Source organism: Enterovibrio baiacu (assembly GCF_004120195.1).
In the GTDB taxonomy this organism is placed as follows: Bacteria; Pseudomonadota; Gammaproteobacteria; order Enterobacterales; family Vibrionaceae; genus Enterovibrio; species Enterovibrio baiacui.
The window spans coordinates 383,831-406,620 of record NZ_SCHN01000006.1 but is presented as its reverse complement, the minus strand read 5'-3'; the positions used below and the strand labels follow the sequence as shown (position 1 = coordinate 406,620).

Below are 22,790 nucleotides of genomic sequence, written 5' to 3'. Positions count from 1 at the left end.
CCGACATGAACAATTGTAACCCTTCACCGATGGTATGGGATGGCAAAAACGTAGAATAACGAAGCCAGCATACGCAGATCGGAATAAGATTAAATAGATAGGTGATAATGGAGTTTTCCTTGCGTCAGGAGCACAAACAGACAGAGACCCCGCGTCGATTAAACGGAACGCAGCGCTTAAAAGAAACCGCGCTCATTCTCGCTTTGCTGTCAGCCGTGTTTATCCTAGTTTCTCTCCTCAGTTATGATTCTGCAGATCCATCTTGGTCTCAAACCGCGTGGGATGGCCCAGTTCAAAATGCCGCGGGCACATTTGGTGCTTGGGTGGCAGATACCTTCTTTTTCTCTCTCGGCACCTTAGCGTACCCACTTCCACTGCTGCTTGTTCTTGGTGGTTGGGTGTTTTTCCGCCGCCGTGGCGAGGCTGAACCTTTAAATTACACGATTCTCGCCACACGCATTCTTGGTGTGGTGTTGCTGTTTCTGACCAGTTGTGGCCTTGCAGACCTAAACTTCGATGATTTCTGGTATTTCTCATCCGGTGGGGTAGTGGGGGATGTGCTGTCAGGCATTGCGCTGCCTCTGTTTAATATTTTGGGAACCACCCTCGTATTCTTGTTTTTGTGGGCAGCCGGTTTCACGCTATTCACGGGTATTTCATGGTTAACCATTGTTGATACCTTGGGCGAGAAAACCTTGTCTGCGGCAACGTGGGTTGTTAACCGCGCACGTGGTGATAAACCTCAAACACTTGGCTCCACGGTAGATACGTCAGAAAGCGTTGAATTGTCGGATGCGGATAAAGATGATCCGTTGTTCGCGCAACAAGCAACGACCAATGGTCGCGAACTGGCCGATTTGACCGCACTAAACAAGGTGCAGCGGGTTGAATCATCAGAAGGCGCACCTGCACCCATTATTCATGCGGCCTCTTCGCCTAGTCCTGTACCTGTGACGGCGGCCATTGCTGCAACTGTGTCTGCAGCTGCATTGGCTGGTGAGCCAGCAGAGCGAAAAGAACCAACCATTAGCTTTGGCGATGCCAACGTTGAGGATGGTGCCTCTGACAAGGTGCATGATGATGTTTTGCTGTCACCTTCTTTGCCGACTGATGAGCAACGAACAGCGTCGGATGAGCATGTGTTAGACGATACGGCACCTTCATTCGGCGTGAATGATCGCGATGAACCACCGTTCGACATCGATGAAAACGAAGGTTTCACGCCAAATTTGGCCCCACACCTTGATGCTGCACCGCAAAACGATGTCGCTCAGAGTGACGCTCTGAAAAATTCACCAGAACAAGACGAAGAAGGTTTGGGGGCGGCTGATAATACCGCTTATCGCGAAGCTGAAGACGCGCCAGCTGAATGGGAAGCAGTTGAAGAGACGCACAGTGATGCCGCGGCGCGAGAGATTGAGATCGGTAATACCGATGGTTTGTCAGAGCTTGACCGTGCCCAAGCACAATCCGTGATCCCTGATGATGAAGATCCCTTCCTCGAAACCATTCGAGAAGCACAGAAAAATGCTGCAGGCGCAACGCACCCATTCTTGATTAAAGATGAGCCAAACCTGCCAAAACCTGCAGAACCCCTACCTACGTTAGATTTGCTCGATCCTGCGCGTAAAACCGCGACCCGTGCGTCTGACGAAGAGTTGCAATACCAAGCAAGGCTGATTGAAACGCGTCTTGAAGATTACAAAATCAAAGTTACCGTCAAAGGGATTTTCCCGGGGCCGGTGATCACGCGTTTCGAGCTAGAGCTTGCTCCGGGTGTGAAAGTCAGCCGCATCATGGGTTTGTCGAAAGATATTGCACGTTCCTTGTCGACCAGTGCGGTGCGCGTGGTAGACGTCATCCCGGGTAAGCCTTATATCGGTCTAGAGCTTCCAAACACCAGCCGTGAAACTGTCTTCATGTCAGAAGTTGTTGCGAGTGAGCGATTCCAAGCGTCAAAGTCGCCGCTATCTGTGGTACTAGGTAAAGATATCGCAGGCGAAGCCATTGTGACTGACCTAGCAAAAGCCCCGCATATGCTGGTGGCTGGTACGACAGGTTCTGGTAAGTCTGTCGGCGTCAACGTCATGATTGTCAGCATGCTGTATAAAGCGGGCCCAGAAGATGTTCGTTTCATCATGATTGACCCTAAAATGCTGGAATTGTCGGTGTACGAGGGTATTCCGCATCTTCTGACCGAAGTGGTCACCGACATGAAAGACGCCGGTAACGCGCTACGCTGGTGTGTGGCAGAGATGGAGCGTCGTTATAAACTGATGTCAGCCCTTGGTGTGCGTAACATCGCAGGCTTTAATGACAAGGTGAAAGAAGCCAATGACGCGAACCATCCTATCCCTGATCCGTTATGGAAACCGGGTGATAGCATGGATGAAACGGCGCCTGTTTTAGAAAAACTTCCGTACATTGTTGTCATCGTCGATGAATTTGCTGACCTAATGATGGTCGTAGGTAAGAAGGTTGAAGAATTGATTGCTCGCTTGGCGCAAAAAGCGCGTGCGGCAGGTATTCACCTTGTACTGGCAACCCAGCGTCCATCGGTGGATGTGATTACCGGTTTGATCAAAGCAAACATCCCAACGCGAATGGCGTTCACGGTATCCACCAAAACCGACTCCCGCACCATCCTTGACCAAGGTGGCGCAGAATCGCTATTGGGTATGGGTGACATGCTCTTCATGCCGAATGGGTCTAACCATCCTGCGCGTGTTCATGGCGCGTTCGTGAACGATGATGAAGTGCATCGCGTGGTGAACAACTGGAAAGCACGCGGAAAGCCACAGTACATTACTGACATCACAAACGGTGACCAAGGTTCTGAAGGCCTGTTACCAGGTGAAGCGGCTGAAGGTGCGGACGGTGATGAGTTGGATCAGCTGTTTGACCAGGTCGTCGAATTTGTGACTGAATCACGCAGAGCCTCAGTCTCCGGCGTACAGCGCCGATTTAAAATTGGCTATAACCGCGCTGCGCGAATTGTCGAACAACTTGAAGTGCAGGGCATAGTGAGTCCACCCGGACATAACTCAAATCGCGAAGTGTTGGCACCGCCACCTCCTTCGAGAGATTGATTGGAATGATACGAATGAAGAAGATGTTGTTGTCTCTACTGCTGATTGCACCTGCAGTGTTTGCGTCTCCTCAGCAAGAGTTGAATACGCGTCTTGATAAGCTGAACAGTTTTACAGCGGCCTTCAACCAAACGGTAACCAGCCCAGAAGGAGAGGTTATCAGCGAAGGTGAAGGCACCTTAGCGATGAAGCGTCCAAACCTGTTCAACTGGGAAACGGTAACACCGGATGAAAACCTGCTGATCTCAGACGGTAAAACCCTGTGGTACTACAGCCCGTTTATTGAGCAAGTCACCGCAATGTGGTTGGATGATGCTACGTCGCAAACACCGTTTGTCTTGCTAACGCGCAATGACCCAACCGATTGGCAGAACTACAATGTCAGTCAAGACGGTGACAAGTTTGTGTTGTCACCAAAGCAAGCGTCTAATTTGGGTGAGTTCGTCGTGAATGTTCGCCCTGATGGCCGAATCACAGAGTTTGCCGTGATTGAACAAGATGGCCAAATGAGCCGTTTTGCCCTCGACAATGTCAAAAATGCGTCGCCAAGCGCGTCACTCTTCAGCTTTACTGTTCCTGAAGGCGTAGAGCTGGACGACCAACGACAGTAAAACGAGTATTTCCTATTGAGCAATCTAAGTCTCGATTTCGCCGATGACTTCCGTCCATTGGCCGCGCGCATGCGGCCAACGAACTTGGCCGAATACATCGGACAAAAACACCTACTCAGTGAAGGTAAACCGCTTCGACGTGCGTTAGAAAGTGGTCAACTGCACTCCATGATCTTATGGGGGCCACCAGGCACAGGAAAAACCACGTTAGCGGAAGTCGCTGCGGGTTATTCGAACGCGGAAATTGAACGCGTGTCTGCGGTAACCTCAGGGGTGAAAGACATTCGCCTTGCCATTGAAAAAGCGCGAGAGAATCAGCTGGTAGGCCGACGAACCATTCTGTTTGTGGATGAGGTGCATCGCTTCAACAAAAGCCAACAAGACGCATTTCTCCCGCATATTGAAGATGGCACCATCACGTTTATCGGTGCGACGACGGAAAACCCTTCCTTCGAATTGAACAATGCACTCTTGTCTCGAGCGCGTGTTTACAAGCTGAAATCGTTAGATAAAGACGACATTCTCGACGTTATCGAGCAAGCGCTAACCGATGAAACTCGAGGTCTTGGCGCGGAGAAGCTCCATTTCCTAGAGGATGTCAAAGAACAACTGGCGAACTTCACGTCAGGTGATGCACGCATGACGTTGAACTATCTTGAGCTAATGTCAGACATGGCAGAGCCAGATAGCAAAGGTCAGAAGAACATATCACTTGAATTGTTGGCTGAAGTGGCCGGCGAAAAAATTGCGCGCTTTGATAACAAAGGCGATCTTTGGTACGACCTGATTTCTGCCTTTCATAAGTCGGTGCGTGGTTCAGACCCAGACGCCGCGCTTTATTGGTATGCGCGTATTATCACCGCGGGCGGTGACCCGTTATATGTGGCAAGACGCCTATTGGCCATTGCCTCTGAAGACATCGGCAATGCTGATCCTCGCGCGATGGAAATCGCCATCAATGCGTGGGATTGCTTCACGCGTGTTGGCCCTTCAGAAGGTGAACGCGCGATTGCGCAGGCAGCGGTTTATTTGGCGTGTGCACCAAAGAGTAATGCTGTTTATACAGCGTGGAAACAAGCCTTGCGTGATGCGCAGATGCACCCAGATTTTGAGGTGCCCAACCATCTTCGTAATGCCCCCACCACATTGATGAAAGAAATGGGGTATGGCGACGGGTATCGTTATGCCCATGATGAGCCAAACGCTTATGCGGCAGGAGAGAGCTATTTCCCAGCGGAAATGAAAGGAACGCGGTATTACGAACCTGTAAATCGCGGACTGGAAATTAAAATCGCTGAGAAGTTGGCATTTCTTGAACAATTGGACGCAAATAGCCCTCAAAAACGCTAGGAAAAAAGGGGTATTTTGGGTATTGTTTAAATCCATAAATACCCACTGTCTGCGATACAAATATCTCTCGATTTAGCGGGTACAGATCCTTTCATATTGGCGCTGTCATATTAGTGCGTGGCAGCGTTAAGTCTTTTTCAGGCACTGTTAGATAACGATTCACAGGATTAACATGCTGGATTCTAAACTACTTCGTACCGAGCTGGACGCAACAGCTGAAAAACTGGCGCGTCGTGGCTTTAAGCTTGACGTAGATACACTTCGCGACCTTGAAGAAAAACGCAAATCGCTACAAGTTCGCACAGAAGAGCTACAAGCAGAGCGTAACTCTCGTTCCAAGTCCATCGGTCAAGCGAAAGCGAAAGGCGAAGACATCCAGCCACTGCTGGCAGAGGTTGAAAACCTTGGGGACGAGCTAAACAAAGCAAAAGCAGAATTGGCTGATCTTCAAAACGAATTGAACGCTATCGTTCAATCTGTGCCAAACGTCGCCGATGATGCAGTGCCAGTCGGTAAAGATGAGTCTGAAAACGTTGAGATCTCTGTTTGGGGCGAACCTAAATCTTACGATTTCGACGTAAAAGACCACGTTGATCTTGGCGAGCTTTCTGGCGGCCTAGATTTCGCAAGTGCGGTTAAATTGTCTGGTTCACGTTTTATCGTGATGAAAGGCCAAATGGCGCGTCTGCACCGTGCAATTGCACAATTTATGCTAGATCTTCACACCACAGAGCATGGCTACACCGAAATGTACGTGCCTTACTTGGTGAACGCTGACAGCTTGTTTGGTACAGGTCAGTTGCCGAAATTCGGTGAAGATTTGTTCCACACGCAACCAGCGACGGAAGAAGGCGTTGGCATGTCACTGATCCCGACGGCAGAAGTACCGCTGACCAACATGGTTCGCGATACCATCGTCGACGAAGCAGATCTTCCAATTCGCATGACGGCGCACACACCATGTTTCCGTTCAGAAGCGGGTTCTTACGGTCGTGATACACGCGGTCTTATCCGTATGCACCAGTTCGACAAAGTTGAATTGGTTCAAATCGTGAAGCCAGAAGATTCAATGGCAGCACTGGAAGAATTGACCGGTCACGCTGAGAAAGTGTTGCAACTGCTGAACCTTCCGTACCGTAAAGTGATCCTATGTACGGGTGACATGGGCTTCGGCGCAGCGAAAACCTACGACCTAGAAGTCTGGGTTCCAGCACAAAGCACGTACCGTGAGATCTCTTCATGTTCAAACATGACTGACTTCCAAGCGCGTCGTATGCAGGCACGTTTCCGTCGTAAGTCAGAGAAGAAGCCTGAGCTTCTGCACACCTTGAATGGCTCTGGTTTGGCTGTTGGCCGTACCATGGTAGCAATCCTAGAAAACTACCAACTTGAAGACGGCCGCATTGAAGTGCCAGAAGTACTTCGTCCATACATGGGTGGCCTTGCTCACATCGGCTAAGCATGTAAAAAACGACATTGAAAACCGGCCTCCTTGGTCGGTTTTTTTGTGCCTTATTTTTACAGGACGTGAAATCAACGTGGTAACGTAAACGGCAGAGTTTGCAGAAATTTTGATGTTTCGTCTCAGTCATGTCCGTTAACTGTATCGCAAGAACAATGCACTACTGATAAACTTTTCAACAGCTATTCTACTGATTAAAAAGGAAAATCTTATTTTTAGCACGTAAGTGATTAATTATTCAGAACCTTACCCTTACAGACGAAATATTTCGTCTAGTATTAATTACTAGAAAGATGTCTCATTCAATAAAGGGTAGTGCCGTATGCGAGTCAATAATCCTGTAACGGACAAGGAAATCCGATTTCCAGTCGATTACAACTTACTATCCACGACGGATACACGCGGAATCATCAAATACGTTAGTGATGAATTCTGCGAAGTGGCAGGTTACACGCGCGACGAGTTGATTGGTCAGCCACATAACATGGTTCGTCACCCGTCTATGCCGCCAGCAGCATTCCAAAACATGTGGGACTACATCAAGTCCGGCAAATCGTGGATGGGTATGGTGAAGAACCGCGCTCAAAATGGCGATCACTATTGGGTGAATGCGTTTGCATCACCGATAAAATCAAACGGACAGATTGTCGAGTATCAATCAGTGCGTATGGTGCCTGACAGAAAAGCTGTCGAGCGTGCTGAGAAGCTGTATCCTCTTTTACTCGCAGGTAAAACACCTTCTGCACTCAAGAAGCCCAGAACCAGAATGTGGCAACGCGCCTCTCTTTGGTTTGTTATTTCTGCAGCAGTGGCTGCGGGGGCAGGATTCTTTGGTGGCTTCATTGCATCGGTCGGTGTTCAGCTTGTTGCTTCAATCGTAGCGATTTATATGCTCACTCGCCGCCTCGAGAACGTGACAAAACTTGCGAGGGAAGCGTACGACAACCCTCTCATGGAACACTTGTATAACGGCGCAATTGATGACGTTTCAGAAGTTGAGCTCGCGCTTAAAATGCGTGCAGCAGAGCTAAATGCTGTGGTTGGTCGCATCATGGATGGCAGTGATCAAGTGCTTGCGGCTGCAAGTCTTGCGAAAGAAAACGGGCAGCGCACAACCAATAACCTTGATAAACAAAACGCTGAAACCGATCAAATTGCAGCGGCGATTAACGAAATGTCAGCGACCGCGAATGACATGTCAGGGAATACGCAAAGCGCCTCTGATGCGGCGATGGAAGCCCAAGAAGCCACCCTTGCAGGGATGGAGACTGTGGGTAAAACCGTGGATGCCATTCAAAACTTGGCAAAACAACTTGATGGCGCGTCCAGTGTTATCTCTGAACTTGAAGAGCACGGCAAACGCATCGGTGCGGTGTCTGATGTAATTCAGGGCATTGCTGAACAAACCAACTTGCTGGCATTGAATGCCGCGATTGAGGCTGCGCGAGCAGGTGAACAAGGTCGTGGTTTTGCGGTGGTAGCAGATGAAGTGAGGGCACTGGCTCAACGTACCCAAGAATCGACGTCCGAAATTCAAGATGTGATCTCGCAGATTCAAAACGGCACCAAACAAGCCGTTGAATCCATGGAACGCGGTACAGCCTTGTCGGTTGATTGTGTATCAAGCGCCGAACAAGCAGGTGAAGTACTAAGACGTTCGCAAGAGTTGGTGACGGATATCAATGATCGAAACCACCAAATCGCAACGGCTGTTCAAGAGCAAGCTGCGGTATCGAATGAGATGAACGGCAATATCCAGTCGGTATCAGAAGTGTCTCAAGAGACGATAAACATCTCTCGTGAATCTGTCCAAGAAGCCGAGATTCTGTATCAAGCGTTGCAAGAGCAGAAACGCTTGGTAAGACAGTTCCGCCGAACGGGTTAACGCCTTTTCGTTTTAAAGCAAAACTGTTTGAGACAAAAAACCGCCATTGATGGCGGTTTTTCTTTTTCTGTTTGGTACTCAATGTGATGTCGTGTTTCTCTTCCTCGTCTTACTTCGACTGCTTACTTCGACTGCTTACTGAGAAGCCAGAGTGATTGCGGTCACTTTAGGCTCAGGCGTTTCAGCAGTTCGAATGGAGAGCTCTTGGTCGAAGAGATGCAGCAATACTATGCTCAAGTCGGTACTGATTTTTGTCAGTGACTCGGCGGGGATCTGCCCATCTTCTGCGTGAATGATGGAATCAAAGCGGCTATCAATGCGTTCGAACGCCATTGATGCCTCTGATGATGTCATCAAAGAAAGCTGATGCATTCGTTTTTGCAGTATGCGGCTTTGCAGGTTCACCGATTGCCACGCGGCGATTTTACCCTCTGAAAAACGCATGGTGGCTTGTTCAAAGCGTAATTGCGCTTCTTTGGTATCAATCCAAATTTGCCAGAACGCTTGATATTCTTCGTAAGAGGTGTCTTGCATGTTCTCGCTGAAATAAGCGCGGGTCACTTCGTCAATAATGTAAACCAGATGGTCTGATGCACGGGCATGAATGGCATACCAAGCCGCTTTCGATTGGTTAGGCAGGGCAGAGAGCGCATTTTCCATACGACTGTTGAGCACACGAAAAAGAGGGCGTTGAGGGGCTGCGCACTCACGCTGCATTTTCAGACAATGTTTATAAATGTCTGAACGTGCCTCTGACGCTTTTGGCGACTGAGGCGCAAGTACAAAGCGAGAGTTGTGCTCATGCAGCATCCACAGTAACGAACGCAGTGACGAAATTTGAGCGCGGTAATGCTCCTGTCTTAAATCACGTGAGCGCGTAAAACTTTTTGCGAACTGACGAAACCAGTTTGGGGTGATGGACGTTAGCATTGTCATAGCATTTTCCTCAGTAAGAGAGCCTGTCTGACAAATTGCAGGGGTTGTGCCAATTTTTATGGACGACATTTCAATGGTTTACAAAGCTTATATGCAACCAGTGATGCGTGTTGATGCAAGCATGACCTAACGTGGTGCAAGTTAGGGAGCTGTTAAGCAGAGAAGACGAGGAATAGGCGAGAGAAAAACAAGCAATAAAAAAAGAGAGCCGAAGCTCTCTTTTCAATGGTGTCGCGCTATAAGGCTATGCATTGGCGAGTGCCAAATTACATGACGCGCATACCCGCTTGTGCACCTTCGTGTGGCTCAAGCAACCAAAGGTCTTTACCACCAGGGCCTGCCGCAAGGATCATGCCTTCAGACATGCCAAACTTCATTTTGCGAGGCTTCAGGTTGGCAACCACCACGGTGTACTTACCGACAAGGTCTTCTGCTTTGTACGCAGACTTGATGCCGGAGAACACTTGACGCGTTTCGCCGCCGATGTCCAATTGGAACTTCAGCAATTTGTCTGCTTTAGGCACTTCTTCACAAGAAATGATTTTCGCGATGCGAAGGTCAACTTTTGCAAAGTCATCGAACTCGATTTCATCAGCAATCGGCTCTTCAGCCAGTGGGCTCTTCGCAGCGGTAGACGTTTCAGACAATGCTTTCTCAGCGGCTGCATCTTCTTTCGATGTTTCCACCATGGCTTCAACGTGTTTAGGGTCGATGCGGCTGAACAGTGCTTTGAATGGGTTCACAGTGTGGTCAGTCAAAGGTTGAGCAATACCTTCCCACGTCAGGGTTTCATTCAAGAAAGCTTCTGAACGTTTTGCCAGTTCAGGCATAACAGGTTTCAAGTATGCCATCAGTACGCGGAACAAGTTGATACCCATGGTACAGATTGCTTGAAGTTCAGCGTCTTTGCCTTCTTCTTTCGCAACAACCCAAGGTGCTTTCTCGTCAACGTATTGGTTCGCTTTGTCTGCCAGCGCCATGATTTCACGGATAGCACGGCTAAACTCGCGTTTCTCGAACAGGTAACCGATGCGATCTGCTGCGTTAGCAAACTCTGCATACAGCGCAGGTTCTGCACATTCAGCAGACAGTTTGCCTTCGAAACGCTTCGCAATGAAACCCGCATTACGTGATGCAAGGTTAACCACTTTGTTCACGATGTCAGAGTTAACGCGCTGTACGAAATCATCCAGATTCAAATCCAGATCATCAATGCGGTTGTTCAGTTTAGCGGCGTAGTAGTAACGCAGGCATTCTGGATCCAAGTGCTTAAGGTAAGTGCTCGCTTTAACGAAAGTGCCTTTTGATTTTGACATTTTCGCACCGTTGACGGTCACGTAGCCGTGAACGAACACATTGGTTGGTTTGCGGAAACCCGCACCTTCAAGCATGGCAGGCCAGAATAGGCTGTGGAAATACACGATGTCTTTACCGATGAAGTGGTAAAGCTCGGTCGTTGAATCTTTTTTCCAGTACTCGTCAAAATCAACGTGGCTGTTTTTATCACAGAAGTTCTTGAATGAACCCATGTAGCCAATCGGTGCATCTAGCCATACGTAGAAGTATTTGCCAGGCTCACCCGGGATTTCGAAACCAAAGTAAGGGGCATCGCGAGAAATATCCCACTGTTGTAGACCCGTTTCGAACCACTCTGCCATTTTGTTTGCGGTTTCTTCTTGAAGCGCACCCGAGGTGGTCCAGTCTTTCAACATGCCTTCGAATTGTGGCAAGTCAAAGAAGAAGTGCACGGAGTCTTTCATGACTGGCGTTGCACCACTTACCGCTGATTTAGGATTGATCAGTTCGGTAGGGCTGTATGTCGCACCACAATTATCACAGTTGTCGCCGTATTGGTCTTCAGACTTACAGTTCGGGCATGTGCCTTTCACGAAGCGGTCTGGCAAGAACATTTCTTTTTCTGGGTCAAACAGTTGAGAAATGCTGCGGCTGTTGATGAAACCATTGTTTTTCAGTTGCGTGTAGATGTGCGACGCAAGCTCACGGTTTTCATCACTGTGGGTGCTGTGGTAGTTATCAAAACTGATATCGAAGCCTGCGAAATCTGTTTCATGCTCTTTTTGCATTTCCGCAATCATGGCTTCCGGCTCAATACCCAACTGCTGAGCTTTCAGCATGATTGGTGTACCGTGCGCATCGTCTGCACAAATGAAGTTAACCGTGTTGCCACGCAGGCGCTGATAACGCACCCATACGTCTGCCTGAATATGCTCGAGCATATGACCCAAATGAATAGAGCCATTTGCGTAAGGCAGGGCACAGGTAACCAGAATTTTTCGTTGGTTTGCAGCCATAATCTAGATCGTTCGCTTTTGACAGAATGAATCGGAAGAATGCCGCAAATCTTACCTGATAGACAGTGGATTGCCTAGCATGTGGTGTTGAATCACTCACTTTCGCAGATTATCGTTACTTGGTTATTCAAAGCGTGTAAAAACCGTGTGAATTGGTGCAATTTTCATTAGGCTAAGGAAAACCGCAGTGGGATTCGAACGAGGAGACGGTGCTCACCATGATATTTGGTCGTAGTAAAAATAAGGATGCGGATTTGTCTGCCGCGATAGCCTTCTTGAATCAATTTGAACACGCTGCGCTGATTGGCGATTGGGCAAGTCAGCGAGGCATGGTGACGCAGTCCGGCGATAACGCGTTTACTGTAACCTTGCCATTCGCTGCCAGTGAACTGGCCTCTGAACTGGATGCATGGATTGAGGCGCAGATTGAACAAGATGTTTCCCTTCCTCGCTTTAACGTCACACAAAACATTGTGCCGCTGAAAGCGGGTGACAAAGCCTTGCTCAAAGGTGTTAAAAACCTGATTGTCGTTAGTTCGGCAAAAGGGGGCGTCGGGAAATCGACCACGTCAGTGAATTTGGCATTGGCCTTGCGTGCACAAGGTGCAAAGGTGGGGGTACTCGATGCCGACATCTATGGGCCTTCGTTACCTCTTATGTTAGGTACGAAAGGTAAACAGCCCCACTCGCTTGATGGCAAAACCATGGAGCCGATTGAAACTCATGGGCTGTTCAGTAATTCCATCGGTTATCTCGTGCCGGATGAAAACGCGATGGTGTGGCGTGGCCCCATGGCATCCAAAGCGTTCGCGCAATTAGTGAATGAAACGCGCTGGCCTGACTTGGATTATTTGGTGGTGGACATGCCGCCGGGCACTGGCGACATTCAATTGAGCTTGGCGCAGCAGTTTCCTGTGACTGCTGCGATAGTCGTGACAACACCGCAAGATCTTGCGCTCGCTGATGCCATTAAAGGCGTTGCTATGTTTGAGAAAGTCGCGGTTCCTGTACTCGGTGTGGTGGAGAACATGAGCTACCATATTTGCAGCCAGTGTGGTCATCATGAAGCCATTTTCGGCGAAGGTGGTGCACAAAAAATGGCCGCGCAACATGGGCTGTCTTTGCTGGGGCAAGTGCCGCTTCATATCAGTATTCGAGAAGACATTGATGCCGGCGCACCTACGGTGGCGAGTCAACCCGATAGCGAGCATTCGGTGATTTATCGCCAGATGGCGTTGGGCGTGGCGAGTAAGTTGTATTGGAGTGGTGAGGCAGCGCCTGCTCAAATTTCCATTACTACAGTAGAGTGATCTGCGTCACAAGCCGAAAGCGCATAGAAAATAGCGGATAAAGTAACGTCACATTGATGAAGCTTTGTCCGCTTTACGTTTCAAATGGGCGCTTTTCCTAATTTTAGTTGGCACCTGAGAGCTCAACTCCCTATAATCAGGCGGTTTATTTCTCGCCAAATTTCCGGGTATTCATTTATGAGTGACAACAACCAATGTGTCATTATCGGTATCGCAGGCGCATCTGCATCCGGTAAAAGTCTGATCGCCAGTACAATTTATCAGGAACTAAAAGAGAAAGTCGGCGACCACCAGATCGGTGTTATCACGGAAGACCGCTACTATCGCGACCAAGGTCACCTCAGCATGGATGAGCGTGTCAAAACGAACTATGACCACCCGCAAGCGCTAGACCACGATTTGCTTTGCCAACATCTTCAAGCGCTGACCGAAGGTAAAGCTGTAGACGTACCACAGTACAGCTACGCAGAGCATACCCGTATGGCGGAAACCACCAAGTTGACACCGAAGAAGGTGATCATTCTTGAAGGTATCTTGTTGCTTACCGATCCGCGTCTACGTGATTTGATGCACGCGAGTATTTTTATGGATACTCCACTCGACATCTGTTTGCTTCGCCGTGTAAAACGCGACGTCGCAGAGCGTGGCCGTACCATGGAATCTGTGCTTCAACAGTACCAAAACACGGTTCGCCCAATGTTCATGCAGTTCATTGAGCCATCCAAACAGTATGCAGACATCATTGTTCCACGCGGCGGTAAAAACCGTATCGCGATTGATGTTCTCAAGGCGCATATCGCCAAACTACTGAAAGATTAATAAAAAGCCGGCTGAGTCCGGCTTTTTTTCTGTCTGTCCTTCGATAAAATAACACGCATCCGAGGTGTCACTCGGACAAATGCGTGTGAAATCCCAACGCCGTTACTGTGCAAGGCTCGACGTCGCTTGCGGGTTGCTTGGGTTTGAGAAACATAAAGACAGAGAACACGTCACACCATTGAATAGCTTGCGAAAGGGAATGCGCGATGAGATTGAGCGATAAACACATCATCGATTATTTGGATGAAGGCAAGATAGTGATCGACCCGCGTCCAAGCAATGATGATATTTCTGGGGTGACAGCAGATGTGACCTTGGGGAACAAATTCCGAGTCTTCAGTGATCACGGTGCGCCGTATATTGATTTATCAGGGCCGAAAGACGAAGTCTCAGCCCAAGTCGATAAAATCATGAGTGAAGAAATCCACATTGCAGACGGTGAAGCGTTTTACCTTCACCCAGGGCAATTGGCGTTGGCGGTGACGCAAGAAATCGTGACGCTGCCAGATGATATTGTTGGTTGGCTTGACGGCCGTTCGTCGTTAGCGAGATTGGGGCTGATGGTGCATGTTACTGCGCATCGTATCGATCCCGGCTGGAAAGGTCGTATTGTATTGGAGTTTTTCAACAGCGGTCGCTTGCCCCTTGCGTTAAGGCCAGGCATGCCGATTGGTGCGCTTAGCTTTGAAACGATGAGCGGGCCTGCAGATCGTCCTTATAACAAGCGCGAAAACGCCAAATACAAAAACCAGCAAGGTGCGGTGGCATCGCGCATCGAAGATGACGGTGCGTAATCTTACAACCGTCGCGACACAGTATTCACAACAGATGGTGCTAGCGATCGAAGACGATTTTCCGTCAACGCTCAGCAGGAAGGTTGGAATTATGCTGAATCTGCATTGTCTACTACAGCAATTGCAGTGAGATTTCGCTAGGCTTCCACTCATCTCGTTATACCGCCTCATATGCGCTATGTCTTTGAGACGTCAATGTCATTGATAAACATGGCATTCGTCAAAGATGAAGAGGCAAGCTCTAAAAAAGGGACGACATATTATTATGAAAAAAATCCTCTACGTACTTCTTGGCTTGGTACTGCTCGTTGTGGTTGCCATCGGTGTGCTTGTCACCGTCATTAACCCGAACGACTTTAAGCCCCTGATTACTGAAGAAGTGAAGAAAACAACGGGCCGTGAGCTGATCATCGATGGTGATATCAGTTGGCGATTCTGGCCGAGCCTTGGCCTGTCTGTTGAAAAGCTTCAATTTAAAAACCCTGAAGGCTTTGCTGAGCCGAACCTGGTGAGCTTGGATAAAGCGGAACTGTCTGTTTCGGTGATGCCATTGTTGTCAGACACGCTCGACATTGGCCTTGTTAGCCTTTATGGCGCGCACGTATTTGTTCAAACCTTGCCAAACGGCACTACAAACCTTGATGGTTTGACGGGTGGTGAACAGGGTGCTGCGCCAGCGGAGAGCGCTGAAACCTCTGCGCCTGCATCTGAAGCACCTCAAGAAAGCACAACACCTGCTGACCCAGCAACAGCATGGACTATCGCAATCGGTGGATTGGATTTGGTAGATGCAAGTGCAACCGTTCGTGATGATAAAGCAGGCACAGTAAGCGAAATCAGCACGTTGAACCTGAATGTGGGTAAATTGGAAACGGGCCTTTGGGTACCGATCGAATTTAACGTTGAAGGCAAGCAAAACGCGATGGCATTCACCGCCCGCGGCACAACGGAAGCGATGTTGGCAAAAGACGCCATTAAATCTCAGCTTCGTAAGTTGTCGTTGTCTGCCACGTTAAATGATCCGCAACTGACGCTTGAAAGCGTGAGTGTAACCGCTGACCAAGCGGGCATCGCGATCCCTGCAAACATTGGCTTTTCGGTCAAAGGCAAAGCGAATGATTTGGCGTTCGATACCTCGGGCACGGCAGAGTTGCTGGTTGATGAAACCATGCAGCAAATCGCGGTGAAAGGCATTGATGTCGCGACGGCGCTGGTGGGCTCAACGCTTCCTCGCCCGAAAATGAACGTAGGCTTTAAAGGCGACGTTGATTATAACGGCGCGGTTCAGAAAGTGTCGCTGGCAAACCTCGTCGCGAACGTGGATGAGTTGGTTGTTGATGGCAACGCGTCTGTCGTATTGGCTGATATACCCGCTGTGCGTTTTGATCTGCACAGCAAGAAGATCAACGTTGATGCCTTCTTGGGTGGAAAAGACGCTGCAGCGCAATCTTCTGATGGCAATGCCTCACAAGGTGAAGCACCTAAGCCATCTGCACCTGCTAAGAAAGCGCCATTGAGTGATGTAGAACCGGATCTGTCAGCCCTGAAAGGGTTAGACATTGCAGGTAAAATCCTGATTGAAGAATTCATCGCGAATAACGTTGTAGTGACGGATGTGACGACAGCATTTGCGGTTAATCGAGGCAAAGCGACGCTCAAGCAATTTGATGCGAAGTTGTATGACGGTACCATCGCTGCGACAGGTTCGTTGAATGCGACCACATCCCCAGCGCGCTACCAAGTGAAAAAAGTGATTAAGAACGTGAACGTTCAGCCATTGCTTAAAGCCGCGGCTAACCAAGACATGCTTTCTGGTAAAGGTAACATCGATGCAAATCTAAGCGGTGTTGGCCTATCTGAGAAGCGTTTGCGCGCAGGTATCACCGGGACGATCGCAATTAACTTCGCAGACGGTTCTGTGAATGGCATTAACATTCCAGAAATGATCCGTGAAGCGAAAGCAACGCTCAAAGGTAAGCGTGCTGAGTATGTTGAAGAAACCAAGAAAACGGACTTTAGCGCACTCACAGCGACCTTTAACTTGGGCGGTGGGAATGCATCAACGCGTAATTTGAAACTCGAAGCGCCAGCGATTCGTGTTCACGGTGAAGGCTCAACCAACTTGTTGTCAGAAACTATCGATTTTGACATTGTCACATCGGTTGTTGGCACCAGTAAAGGACAGGGCGGTAAAGACATTGACGAGCTAAACGACGTGTCGATTCCTGTCGCATTGGGTGGAACATGGCAAGCACCGACGTATGAGTTAGACGTCAAAGCGCTGCTTTCAAACAACAAAGTGTTGGAAGAGAAAGCACGCAAAGAAGCGGAGCGCGGACTGAAAAAACTGTTGGGTGATAAAGCCGAAGACGACAACGTAAAGCAAGTGGCGGACAAATTGCTGAAAGGCTTGTTCAATTAAGCTTGCGCAGTGAGTTACTCACGCATGAAAAAGCCGCTGAATGCGGCTTTTTCTTTATGTATTGAACGTGATGGTTACGCGCGCTGTTTCTTCTGGCTCTTCTCTTTGTTCAATAAGTCTTGCAACGCGCCGAGCAAATCCACCGCGGACAAAATGCCTACAAGCGTGTCAGTTTTATCCAGCACGGGCATCGCGCCGACATTGGCGTTCAAAAGGGCTTTGTTTGCTTTGGAAAGGGTTTCATAGGTACGACAGGTAATGACATCTCGTTCCATGACATCGCCCACGGTTAAATCGTCAGACAACAAATAGGGATGTTCGATGTCTGGTGTTTCATCTGCCCAATTGGGTCTGCGTAGCTGACGGTCGCTGATAATGCCGACGAGCTCATCGCCATCAATGACCGGTAAGTGGCGAATTTCCTCATCACGCATGGTGAAGTAGGCTTCTCTTACGCCCATTTGCGGGGTAACCGTTATGAGTTTTTGCGTCATGTAATCTGAAACTTTTCCTGGCATCTTCGCGATCCCTCCTCTTCATCATCATGTCTCCCTATAAACCTACAGAAAGTGAGGACTAATACTGAGAGCTATGCCTAGGAATTTTGTGGCGCTTTCAGAAAAATTCTGTAATAAAACGGGGAATTACTTTCACTATTGATGTTGATCGATAGAATCGAGTCTTCAGTCAGCGAGTGTCTTTCTTTAGGCTGACACAGCAAAGATGCAATAAGGAACGCGTTAATGGATTCAATTTCTCAAGCTGCTTTGGGTGCAGCGGTAGCCGGGGCTGTCGCAGGTAGACGTTGTACACCAAAAGTACTGCTTGCTGGAGCAGCACTCGGCACCTTGCCCGACCTCGATGTTCTGTTGGACTACGGTGACCCCATCTCAAACATGGTCAAGCACCGTGGTTTTAGTCATTCCTTATTTGTATTACTGCCTTTTGCGGCGATACTCGCTGTGCTTTGGAAGCGTTTTGTCGCAAAAGATTGGCCGCTTTGGCAGTTAATGGCATTGATTGGACTGTCGCTGATCACGCACCCACTGTTGGACTCTTTTACCAGCTACGGCACTCAACTGTTTTGGCCTTTTGCTGTGCCGCCTGTTGCTATCTCTAGCATGTTCATTATTGATCCTGCTTACACCATACCGCTTTTAGTGCCTGTTCTTGCTGCGTTTATTTGGCGCAGCCGAGCCGCCAAACTGTGTGCGGCGGGTTTAACGATTTCGAGTTTGTATCTGGTTTGGTCCTTGGTCGCGCTTGGCATGATGAAAGAGCGTGTTGAAGAAAACGTAGCGGGAACGCATTTAGAAGGCCAGCCCGTCTTTATGGCACCATCACCATTAAATACCGTGCTGTGGCGCATTGTTATCTTAGACGGTGACAAATACTGGGAAGGGCTCGCCTCCTTAATGGATGAAGACCCTGCGATTGATTGGATGCCGATGGTGAGAGGGGAATGGCCGTTTCCAGCACCGCCGCCATTGCTGATCGACTTGGAACGATTTACCGACGGGTTCGTGAGCTTTGAGCAGCAAAACGATGACTTGGTTGTCACTGACTTGCGCCTAGGCATGGCGAGCTATCACCCGTTTAGTTTCGTTATGGCGACGCAATCAGAAAATGGTGTTTGGGCACTTACTGAGCCAACCCAGCTTGACCCTGGTCCTGTTCTTCCTCGTACCATTCCCGCGCTTTGGTTGCGATTGCTTGGTGCTCAGCACATTGATGCCATGTTGTGTAATGAAAATGATTGTTTCCGCGACGAGCCATAAAGCGACAAAGACGGAGAGATAAAAAACGCCCCGCAAAAAAGCGGGGCGTTTTTTATCGAATGAATCTGCGGGAATGATTACCAGTCTATGCCTTTACGCACCTTCACGCCCGATTCAAAGGCATGCTTCACATTGCGCACTTCCGACACGGTATCGGCCATGTCAGTCAGCGTGCGGTGTGCTGCTCGCCCTGTAATGACAACAGATTGCTCACTCGGTCGATTCTCAAGCGCAGTGACAACCTCATCCAGCGCAATGTAGCCATAGGTCACCATGTAGGTCATTTCGTCCAGTAACACCACGTCATAGCTTGGGTCTGCCAGCATGCGTTTGCACTCTTGCCATACCTCTTGCGCGGCTTTTGTATCACCGGTTTTGTCCTGTGTGTCCCACGTGAAACCGGTCGCCATGACATGAAATTCAACACCGCATTTTTCCAGTAGATTGCGCTCACCACACGCCCACGTGCCTTTAATAAACTGGGCGACGCCACATTTCTGGTCGTGGCCAGTCGCGCGAGTAATGACGCCAAACCCCGCGGTGGATTTTCCTTTCCCATTGCCGGTAATGACGAGCAACAATCCTTTTTCGATCTGGGCGGCAGCGACGCGTTCATCCACTTGTTCTTTTACTTTTTGTTGTCGTGCTTTGTAGCGTTCGTCGCTCATATCAGATCCTTTTCAGTGCCAATGCGTATATTTCAGTCGGGAGGGTATGGTGAGCCTCGAAGATTGGATCACAACATACCAAAACTCTCTCTATTTGGAAGCATTCATCGCGCGTCGTCTTATATGTAAAGCTACGTAAAGCCAAGGGAATACCCCGCAGGCTTCTCTATTGAGTGACTACACTTTAAGGCTTGCTAAAGCAAAAACGTACACGATGAACATCGACAAGCAAACGAGGGAAAGAGCATGAAACGATTAGGGTTAGCGCTTCTTGGGTTGTCATTTAATGCATTTGCAGGGCAAGTCGTGGATTACAGTGCAGATGGCATGGAATTGGAAGGCTACTACGCGAAGGCACAAGGCACACCGAAAGGCTCAGTGATCTTAATCCACGATTGGGATGGTCTGACTGGCTATGAGCAAAAGCGCGTCAGCATGCTGTCGGAAATGGGGTACAACACGTTTGCCGTCGATTTATACGGTAAGGGCAACCGCCCAACAGACACTAACGCCAAAAAAGCGGAAGTGGGTAAACTGTACAAAGACAGAGAAAAAATGCGCAGCTTGATCCTCGCCGGTTTAGACAAAGCCAGAGAGATGGGGATTGATGACGTGGTTATTGCCGGTTACTGCTTTGGCGGTGCAGCCACACTGGAGCTTGCGCGTTCTGGGAAAGGGCAGGGGGTGTTGGGCTATGCAACGTTTCATGGTGGTCTGAAAACACCGAACGCGCAGTCTTACCCAGAAGATACCGCGCCGATCTTTATTGCCCATGGTGGTGCAGACGCCAGTATTCCTATGGGTGACGTTGCCATGTTGTCTGAGCAACTTGAAGGGTCGAAAGTCCCTTACCTGATTGAAGTTTACTCAGGTGCGCCTCATGCATTCACTGTGTTTGAATCGCCGCGCTACCGCAAAATTGCGGACACGCGCTCTTGGGAAACTTTCGGCACTTTTCTGAATGACAACTTCAGTAAATAACGGCCGAGCTTGAGAACTAACGAGGGTTCAGTACAAGCGAGCGTTAAGCGCAAACACGTTTACGTACATTGCCGACGTTGTGTGACACAGTGTGCGATGCTAAGTCGGCAATTTAACGGATGTTTTTTGCGCAAAAGCGCGTGTTTCGATAGAGTGTTAGTTCATTGTATCGCTGCATGGAAAGCCAATGTCCCTTCAATCCCAATCTGCCGTACACGGCACCCCTCGCATTCTCGTTGTTTGTATGGGCAACATTTGTCGATCACCCACAGGTGAAGCTATCTTGCGGGCAAAAGCCGCTGAAAGGGGCATAGACGTAGAGATTGATTCGGCTGGCACCATTGGTTATCACACTGGAAGCAAACCTGATCCTCGTAGCCAACAAGCGGGGGAAGCCAGAGGCTACAGCTTCGCTGGCATTCGTTCGCGACAAGTGGGTGTGGAAGATTTCGAAACGTTTGATCTTGTACTCGCAGCGGATAAAGCCAACCTTGCTGATTTGATTGATATTTGCCCCCCCGAATATCGCCACAAAGTGTCTTTATTCCTCAGCCATGGGGATGTCACCCTTGATGAAATCCCTGACCCTTACTTTGGCGGTAGCCGTGGATTTGAACGCGTGTTGGATTTGATTGAAGAAGCCAGCGACAGCATCCTCGATTTGTTCGATAAGCAATGAGTTCACGTTTTTAGCCTTGCTGCAATACTCTCATGCGATCTAAAGGTATTGCCTCACCTATCTATTCCTGCATGGCCATATAAGCAAAGACATGGCCATCTCTCTCCTCAATGGCAAGAGCCTTTAATAAATGCATCCTTGTTGTCATTTTCACGCACTTATACTTGTCTAAAGCGGAATGCTCTTATAAATTCAGGATCTATAGCTGTATTCTATGTGTGAGGTAAGGGATTGAAACTTCAACAGCTCAAATACCTAAAAGCGATAAAGGACAACAACCTGAATGTGTCCGCGGCTTCGCAATCGCTTTTCACGACGCAACCGGGCGTCAGCAAGCAAGTGGGTTTGCTGGAAAAAGAACTAGGCGTTCGGATTTTTGAGCGACGCGGTAAGAACCTCAGTGGTGTTACGCCTATTGGGGAACGTATCCTTGAGCAAGTCGAGCGCATGTTGGCGCTTGAACAAAAAATCAAAGCGCTCGCCAATGAGCACTTAGACCCAAGTGTCGGGACGCTCAACATTTACACCACCCACACGATCGCACGCTACTTGCTGCCGAACAGTGTGTCTTATTTCACGCAGAAATACCCCAATATCAATTTCCATCTTCAGCCTACCTTGCCACTCCAAACCAAAGGGGTTATTAGCAAAGGGCATTCAGATTTTTCTATTGTTGCGCATGATATTGGCGCAGATAACGATCTGATCGTGTTGCCTGCTTACCTTTGGACATTGGGGTTGGTTGTGCCTGAGACCCATCCATTGGCCGAGGTGAAAAAGCCGACGCTCAAGCAATTGGCTGAATACCCGATCTTGAGTTACGAGCCGGGCTCAACGGGCCGACAAACCCAAGATGAAGCATTTGCTCGCGTGGGCATTGCGCCAAACTACTTCATGACCGTCATGGATGCAGATGTGATTAAGCGTTACGTCCAATTGGGATTTGGCATCGGTATTATCTCGACGCTTGCAGCACGTGATATTGAAAATAGCGGCCTGACGTACATCAATCTTGATCATCTGTTTGCGCCATCAAACGCATGGATTTGTTTCTCGAAAGACATTCTGCTGCAGAACTACATGTATGATTTCTTGACCTCGTTCTCGCCGCATTTGACGAAAACCTTGATGGAAAACGTATTGATGCAAAACAGCAGCGACAAAGTCGATAAACTGTTTGATGGCTTAGAGTTGCCAGTTTACTAACACACAGACAGCGTTAAAATCGACATCAAAACGCCAGCGCTTATTCACGCTGGCGTTTTTCATGCTGGTATCAAATTTTTAAGCGGTTAGTTACTTTCTACCTTGGTATCGCTCGCACTGGGTGGCGTTCTGATTTTTCGCCCTTGATTGTTATTGAGTTCAGGGTGATCCACCAGTAAGTGTTTTCTGATTTCTGGCTCGACCGCGGCGTTCTCCGGGTGGTGGTGGTGAAAGATCGGTGTGCGAGGTCGATATACATGGGGAGGGCGATCGCCCTCTCTGATCGTTTCAGGAATTCGCTTACCAATAATGATTTCGATAGCCGTCATGGGATCTGAATCGCTGGCATTCTCAACCTCAACGACTTCATTGATTTCCATTTCTTCCGATGTAAATGCAGGTGTGCTGATGGCGAGCACCAACACACTCGCGCCGACAGCGACACAACGAAAGACCAACCTATCAAGTGCTGCATGGTTGCACATGTT

General features: G+C 48.9%; 18 protein-coding genes. 13 read left to right on the top strand and 5 right to left on the bottom strand.

The window, feature by feature from the left end; translation table 11 throughout:
* Positions 1-107: 107 nt before the first annotated feature.
* From EQP46_RS04380 to EQP46_RS04360, 5 genes are all read left to right on the top strand, one after another.
* Positions 108-3,089 carry a DNA translocase FtsK gene (locus tag EQP46_RS04380; RefSeq protein WP_129492477.1) on the top strand — a complete coding sequence of 994 codons (2,982 nt, stop codon included), beginning with the start codon at positions 108-110 and terminating at the stop codon, positions 3,087-3,089.
* Positions 3,090-3,103: 14 nt separating this feature from the next.
* A complete protein-coding gene (gene lolA / locus EQP46_RS04375) occupies positions 3,104-3,700 on the top strand; it encodes an outer membrane lipoprotein periplasmic chaperone LolA (protein ID WP_129492476.1) in 597 nt (198 codons plus the stop codon).
* A gap of 15 nt (positions 3,701-3,715) precedes the next feature.
* Positions 3,716-5,050: a replication-associated recombination protein A gene (locus EQP46_RS04370; protein WP_129492475.1), complete on the top strand. Its 1,335-nt coding sequence runs from the start codon at positions 3,716-3,718 to the stop codon at positions 5,048-5,050.
* A 172-nt stretch (positions 5,051-5,222) separates the two neighbouring features.
* Positions 5,223-6,509: a serine--tRNA ligase gene (serS, locus tag EQP46_RS04365; RefSeq protein WP_129492474.1), complete on the top strand. Its 1,287-nt coding sequence runs from the start codon at positions 5,223-5,225 to the stop codon at positions 6,507-6,509.
* Positions 6,510-6,834: 325 nt separating this feature from the next.
* Entirely contained in the window at positions 6,835-8,397 is a 1,563-nt protein-coding gene (locus EQP46_RS04360) for a methyl-accepting chemotaxis protein (protein WP_129492473.1), read from the top strand.
* A 135-nt stretch (positions 8,398-8,532) separates the two neighbouring features.
* Here EQP46_RS04360 and EQP46_RS04355 read toward each other — a convergent pair whose 3' ends face one another.
* Entirely contained in the window at positions 8,533-9,333 is an 801-nt protein-coding gene (locus EQP46_RS04355) for a hypothetical protein (protein WP_129492472.1), read from the bottom strand.
* A 266-nt stretch (positions 9,334-9,599) separates the two neighbouring features.
* Complete coding sequence (gene metG / locus EQP46_RS04350) at positions 9,600-11,645, bottom strand: methionine--tRNA ligase (RefSeq protein ID WP_129492471.1); 2,046 nt, start codon at positions 11,643-11,645, stop codon at positions 9,600-9,602.
* A 218-nt stretch (positions 11,646-11,863) separates the two neighbouring features.
* Here metG and apbC point away from each other — a divergent pair, with 218 nt between their 5' ends.
* From apbC to EQP46_RS04330, 4 genes are all read left to right on the top strand, one after another.
* Positions 11,864-12,955: an iron-sulfur cluster carrier protein ApbC gene (gene apbC / locus EQP46_RS04345; protein WP_129492470.1), complete on the top strand. Its 1,092-nt coding sequence runs from the start codon at positions 11,864-11,866 to the stop codon at positions 12,953-12,955.
* Positions 12,956-13,132: 177 nt separating this feature from the next.
* Entirely contained in the window at positions 13,133-13,774 is a 642-nt protein-coding gene (udk, locus tag EQP46_RS04340) for a uridine kinase (RefSeq protein ID WP_129492469.1), read from the top strand.
* A 206-nt stretch (positions 13,775-13,980) separates the two neighbouring features.
* Positions 13,981-14,568 (top strand): dCTP deaminase, encoded by a 588-nt coding sequence (gene dcd, locus EQP46_RS04335; RefSeq protein WP_129492468.1) that lies wholly within the window; start codon positions 13,981-13,983, stop codon positions 14,566-14,568.
* A gap of 265 nt (positions 14,569-14,833) precedes the next feature.
* On the top strand, positions 14,834-16,990 hold the full coding sequence (locus EQP46_RS04330; protein WP_129492467.1) for an AsmA family protein: 2,157 nt from the start codon (positions 14,834-14,836) through the stop codon (positions 16,988-16,990).
* Between the two features lie 74 nt (positions 16,991-17,064).
* On the opposite strand, the gene EQP46_RS04325 is transcribed toward EQP46_RS04330, so the two are convergent.
* Positions 17,065-17,508 carry a CBS domain-containing protein gene (locus EQP46_RS04325; protein ID WP_129492466.1) on the bottom strand — a complete coding sequence of 148 codons (444 nt, stop codon included), beginning with the start codon at positions 17,506-17,508 and terminating at the stop codon, positions 17,065-17,067.
* 225 nt (positions 17,509-17,733) lie between these two features.
* Here EQP46_RS04325 and EQP46_RS04320 point away from each other — a divergent pair, with 225 nt between their 5' ends.
* Complete coding sequence (locus EQP46_RS04320; protein ID WP_129492465.1) at positions 17,734-18,768, top strand: metal-dependent hydrolase; 1,035 nt, start codon at positions 17,734-17,736, stop codon at positions 18,766-18,768.
* A gap of 77 nt (positions 18,769-18,845) precedes the next feature.
* Here the strand turns inward: EQP46_RS04320 and cobO are convergent, their stop codons facing one another.
* Positions 18,846-19,436, bottom strand: coding sequence for a cob(I)yrinic acid a,c-diamide adenosyltransferase (gene cobO / locus EQP46_RS04315; protein ID WP_129492464.1), 591 nt, complete (start codon positions 19,434-19,436; stop codon positions 18,846-18,848).
* A 246-nt stretch (positions 19,437-19,682) separates the two neighbouring features.
* Between cobO and EQP46_RS04310 the strand changes: the two genes are divergently transcribed.
* The 3 genes from EQP46_RS04310 to EQP46_RS04300 all read left to right on the top strand — a co-directional run bounded on the left by EQP46_RS04310 (position 19,683) and on the right by EQP46_RS04300 (position 22,302).
* Positions 19,683-20,417 (top strand): dienelactone hydrolase family protein, encoded by a 735-nt coding sequence (locus EQP46_RS04310; protein ID WP_129492463.1) that lies wholly within the window; start codon positions 19,683-19,685, stop codon positions 20,415-20,417.
* Between the two features lie 187 nt (positions 20,418-20,604).
* The gene (locus EQP46_RS04305) at positions 20,605-21,096 is read left to right on the top strand and encodes a low molecular weight protein-tyrosine-phosphatase (RefSeq protein ID WP_129492462.1); all 492 of its coding nucleotides are present in this window, start codon (positions 20,605-20,607) and stop codon (positions 21,094-21,096) included.
* Positions 21,097-21,327: 231 nt separating this feature from the next.
* Positions 21,328-22,302 (top strand): LysR substrate-binding domain-containing protein, encoded by a 975-nt coding sequence (locus tag EQP46_RS04300; RefSeq protein WP_129492461.1) that lies wholly within the window; start codon positions 21,328-21,330, stop codon positions 22,300-22,302.
* 86 nt (positions 22,303-22,388) lie between these two features.
* Here the strand turns inward: EQP46_RS04300 and EQP46_RS04295 are convergent, their stop codons facing one another.
* The gene (locus tag EQP46_RS04295) at positions 22,389-22,787 is read right to left on the bottom strand and encodes a hypothetical protein (protein ID WP_129492460.1); all 399 of its coding nucleotides are present in this window, start codon (positions 22,785-22,787) and stop codon (positions 22,389-22,391) included.
* Positions 22,788-22,790 lie beyond the last annotated feature (3 nt).

Excerpts from the sequence above, each read along its gene's own strand:
- lolA (WP_129492476.1), top strand. The coding sequence starts at position 3,104 with ATGAAGAAGATGTTGTTGTCTCTACTGCTGATTGCACCTGCAGTGTTT.
- dcd (WP_129492468.1), top strand. The coding sequence starts at position 13,981 with ATGAGATTGAGCGATAAACACATCATCGATTATTTGGATGAAGGCAAG.
- EQP46_RS04320 (WP_129492465.1), top strand. The coding sequence starts at position 17,734 with ATGGATTCAATTTCTCAAGCTGCTTTGGGTGCAGCGGTAGCCGGGGCT.
- EQP46_RS04305 (WP_129492462.1), top strand. The coding sequence starts at position 20,605 with ATGTCCCTTCAATCCCAATCTGCCGTACACGGCACCCCTCGCATTCTC.
- EQP46_RS04360 (WP_129492473.1), top strand. The coding sequence starts at position 6,835 with ATGCGAGTCAATAATCCTGTAACGGACAAGGAAATCCGATTTCCAGTC.
- apbC (WP_129492470.1), top strand. The coding sequence starts at position 11,864 with ATGATATTTGGTCGTAGTAAAAATAAGGATGCGGATTTGTCTGCCGCG.
- serS (WP_129492474.1), top strand. The coding sequence starts at position 5,223 with ATGCTGGATTCTAAACTACTTCGTACCGAGCTGGACGCAACAGCTGAA.
- cobO (WP_129492464.1), bottom strand. The coding sequence starts at position 19,436 with ATGAGCGACGAACGCTACAAAGCACGACAACAAAAAGTAAAAGAACAA.
- udk (WP_129492469.1), top strand. The coding sequence starts at position 13,133 with ATGAGTGACAACAACCAATGTGTCATTATCGGTATCGCAGGCGCATCT.
- EQP46_RS04295 (WP_129492460.1), bottom strand. The coding sequence starts at position 22,787 with ATGTGCAACCATGCAGCACTTGATAGGTTGGTCTTTCGTTGTGTCGCT.
- EQP46_RS04380 (WP_129492477.1), top strand. The coding sequence starts at position 108 with ATGGAGTTTTCCTTGCGTCAGGAGCACAAACAGACAGAGACCCCGCGT.
- EQP46_RS04355 (WP_129492472.1), bottom strand. The coding sequence starts at position 9,333 with ATGACAATGCTAACGTCCATCACCCCAAACTGGTTTCGTCAGTTCGCA.
- EQP46_RS04310 (WP_129492463.1), top strand. The coding sequence starts at position 19,683 with ATGAAACGATTAGGGTTAGCGCTTCTTGGGTTGTCATTTAATGCATTT.
- metG (WP_129492471.1), bottom strand. The coding sequence starts at position 11,645 with ATGGCTGCAAACCAACGAAAAATTCTGGTTACCTGTGCCCTGCCTTAC.
- EQP46_RS04325 (WP_129492466.1), bottom strand. The coding sequence starts at position 17,508 with ATGCCAGGAAAAGTTTCAGATTACATGACGCAAAAACTCATAACGGTT.
- EQP46_RS04330 (WP_129492467.1), top strand. The coding sequence starts at position 14,834 with ATGAAAAAAATCCTCTACGTACTTCTTGGCTTGGTACTGCTCGTTGTG.